This is a genomic window from Ruegeria sp. CDSA236 (genome assembly GCF_059611285.1).
Map to the genome: position 1 here is coordinate 1 of NZ_JBXWPG010000025.1, position 2,072 is coordinate 2,072.

Annotated in this window: 3 protein-coding genes; all 3 read left to right on the forward strand. The window is 61.4% G+C overall.

Annotated features, from left to right (window positions below; genetic code table 11):
* Positions 1 to 771, forward strand: a 771-nt coding sequence (locus tag AC2FLB_RS20760) for a formate--tetrahydrofolate ligase (protein ID WP_496710000.1), incomplete at its 5' end; no start/stop codon positions are given.
* Between the two features lie 58 nt (positions 772 to 829).
* Positions 830 to 1,135, forward strand: coding sequence for a chorismate mutase (locus AC2FLB_RS20765; RefSeq protein ID WP_142640424.1), 306 nt, complete (start codon positions 830 to 832; stop codon positions 1,133 to 1,135).
* A gap of 53 nt (positions 1,136 to 1,188) precedes the next feature.
* Positions 1,189 to 2,072 (forward strand): bifunctional methylenetetrahydrofolate dehydrogenase/methenyltetrahydrofolate cyclohydrolase FolD (gene folD, locus AC2FLB_RS20770; protein WP_271952851.1); only part of this gene is annotated, 884 nt, incomplete at its 3' end.

Consider the following 2,072-nt stretch of genomic DNA (forward strand, 5'->3'; position numbering starts at 1 on the left):
TTTGGCGCCGATCTGGGCGCCGAGAAATTCATGAACATCAAGTGCCGCAAAGCGGGTATCGCGCCGTCGGCTGTGGTGCTGGTCGCCACCGTGCGTGCGATGAAGATGAATGGCGGTGTGGCCAAGGCTGATCTGGGTGCGGAAAACGTCGACGCGGTCAAATCGGGCTGCGCCAACCTGGGTCGTCACATCGAAAACGTCAAATCCTTTGGCGTGCCGGTTGTGGTTGGCATCAACCACTTCGTCACCGATACCGACGCAGAAGTGCAAGCCGTGAAAGACTATTGCTCTGACCACGGGGTCGAAGCGGTTCTGTCGCGTCACTGGGAGCTGGGGTCGGAAGGTTCGGCGCCGCTGGCCGAGAAGGTGGTCGAAATCGTCGAAGGGGGCACAGCGAACTTTGCGCCGATCTACCCCGACGATATGCCGCTGTTCGAGAAGATCGAAACCATCGCCAAGCGCATCTATCGCGCGGACGAGGTTTTGGCCGACAACAAGATCCGCAACCAGCTGCGTGAATGGGAAGAAGCCGGTTACGGCAACCTGCCGGTCTGCATGGCCAAGACGCAGTATTCCTTCTCGACCGATCCCTCGTTGCGCGGCGCGCCCACCGGCCATTCGGTTCCGGTGCGCGAGGTGCGCCTGAGCGCGGGTGCCGGATTTATCGTGGCGGTCTGTGGTGAGATCATGACTATGCCGGGCCTGCCGCGCAAACCGGCGGCCGAAAGCATCTGCCTCAATGACGCAGGTGAGATCGAGGGCTTGTTCTAAGTCGCCAGATAAGACATCTCGTGATCCGGAGAATGCTCCGGGCCACGAGGAGATCACGATGCCCACTCTGACACCGCCGCAAGACTGCGCAACGATGCAGGATCTGCGGATTCAGATTGACCAGCTGGACCGGCACCTGATCGAGATGCTGGTGAGGCGCGCCAGCTACATTGATCGCGCGTCTGAGTTGAAGCCGGGCGAGGGCCTGCCGGCCCGTATTCCGGATCGTGTTGAAGAGGTGGTGCAAAAGGTGCGTGCCAGCTCTCAGGCGGCGGGGATGGACCCCGATCTGGCCGAGACGCTGTGGCGCATTCTGATTGACTGGTCGATTGCGCGTGAGGAACGTGTGCTCGGCAACGACTGACTGACCGGGCGCCCCAAGCGCCCGATCCGTTTTTGGGAAGAAGGGATCGAAGAATGGTAGCGCAGGTTATCGACGGTAAGGCCTTTGCAGCAACGGTGCGGGCACAGGTTGCCGATCAGGTTGCAAAGCTGAAGGACGAAAATGGCATCACCCCCGGTCTGGCCGTGGTTCTGGTGGGCGAAGACCCGGCCAGCCAGGTCTATGTCCGCTCGAAGGGCAAGATGACCGTCGAGGTCGGCATGAACTCGTATGAGCACAAGCTGGATGTGGACACCTCCGAGGCAGACCTGCTGGCATTGATCGACAAGCTGAATACCGATCCCGCAGTCCACGGCATTCTGGTGCAGCTGCCGCTGCCCAAGCATCTGAACGAAGATCTGGTGATCAATTCGATCGACCCGGCCAAGGATGTCGACGGGTTCCACATCTCGAATGTGGGCCTGCTGGGCACCGGTCAGAAATCGATGGTGCCCTGTACCCCACTGGGCTGCCTGATGATGCTGCGTGATCACCACGGCTCATTGTCCGGAATGGACGCGGTTGTGATCGGCCGCTCGAACATCGTTGGCAAGCCGATGGCGCAACTGCTGCTGGGCGACAGCTGCACCGTGACCATCGCGCATAGCCGCACCAAGGATCTGCCCGATGTTGTCCGTCGCGCGGATATCGTTGTCGCCGCTGTGGGCCGCCCCGAGATGGTGCCCGGCGACTGGATCAAGGAAGGCGCCACGGTCATCGACGTGGGCATCAACCGCATTGAACGCGACGGCAAGAACAAGCTGGTTGGAGACGTGGATTACGCCAGCGCCGCCGAACGCGCCGGAGCAATCACCCCCGTCCCCGGTGGCGTCGGCCCCATGACAATCGCATGCCTGCTGGCCAACACCCTGACCGCCGCATGCCGCGCAAACAAACTCCCCGAACCAGAAGGCCTGAC